This window comes from Marinomonas aquiplantarum (genome assembly GCF_003314975.1).
GTDB classification, from domain to species: domain Bacteria; phylum Pseudomonadota; class Gammaproteobacteria; order Pseudomonadales; family Marinomonadaceae; genus Marinomonas; species Marinomonas aquiplantarum.
On the sequence record NZ_QNRF01000030.1, the window covers coordinates 1 to 1,149 of the forward strand.

A 1,149-nucleotide genomic window follows, 5' to 3' on the forward strand; every position below is an offset into this window, starting at 1 on the left:
TTTCAGTACAGTTCTTCCGCTCTATTAGGTGACATCATGTTGTTGTACTGATGCGGCCTTATTGGACAGAAGTAGCCGACTATATAATCTGTGATTGCTTGCTTTGCTTCTAAAAAAGTCCGATAACCTAATTCCGGCATCCATTCGGTCTTCAAACTTCTGAAGAATCGCTCCATTGGTGCATTATCCCAGCAGTTCCCTCGGCGACTCATACTCTGCTTAATCTGATATCGCCACAATAAACGACGATATTTTAAACTCGTATATTGAGTGCCTTGATCAGAATGGAACATCAACTCTTTAGGTTTGCCTCTTAATTCGTAGGCCATTGTTAGAGCCTTGCTAACAAGCTCACTGTCCGGGTTCAAGGACATCGCCCAACCAACAGGTTTTCTTGCGTATAAATCCAAAATTACAGCTAAGTAAGCCCATCGTTTGCCCGTCCAAATATAGGTTATATCACCACACCAAACCTTATTTGGAGCGTTGACAGTAAATTGACGAGCAAGCAAATTAGGAGTAACAGGATACTCTTGTGATGTGCGTTTATAACGATGCTTCGACTGCTGACAGCTAACCAAAGCAAGTTCACGCATTAAATTACCTGCGACATAACGACTCAAATCTGTTCCATCTTGAGAGACAATTGCTGCGATAGTACGAGCACCTGCTGACCCCTTACTGACCTCAAAGGCTTCTCGCACTTTTTCCTTCAGCAGAAGACGTGCAGGAGATTCACCAATCGCTTTATCTCGCCAGTACCTGTAACTGCTGCGGTGTACGCTGAACAGCTGACATAAGTGATTAGCAGGATAGCTCTCTTGTAGCCGCTGAATTAACGCAAACCTTTCAGCTCGTCCGACATTAAGAGAGCTGAAGCCTTTTTTAGTATGTCTTTTTCCATTTCAAGGCGTTTGACTTGCTTCTCTAACTCCCGAATTCGTCGCTGTTCATCCGTCATTGGTGTTGCTTTAGGAGATTCACCTCGTAGCTCTGATCGAAATTGTCTCACCCATTTATCCATGGTGGATTTACCCACCCCCATGGCTTCAGCAGCTTCAATAACACTGTAGTTTTGTTCTAAGACTAGCTTTGCAGCGTCTAAACGAAACTCAGGGCTAAAGTTCGGTCGTCTTGGTTTAGTCATTG

1 protein-coding gene is annotated in these 1,149 nt (G+C 44.0%); it reads right to left on the bottom strand.

The window, feature by feature from the left end:
- Positions 1-2 precede the first annotated feature (2 nt).
- Positions 3-1,147 (bottom strand): IS3 family transposase gene (locus DFP76_RS18025; protein WP_113875938.1). Its coding sequence is split into 2 segments (ribosomal slippage): positions 3-877 and positions 877-1,147, totalling 1,146 coding nucleotides; the frame shifts between segments, so codons are not numbered across the junction.
- Positions 1,148-1,149: the final 2 nt, after the last annotated feature.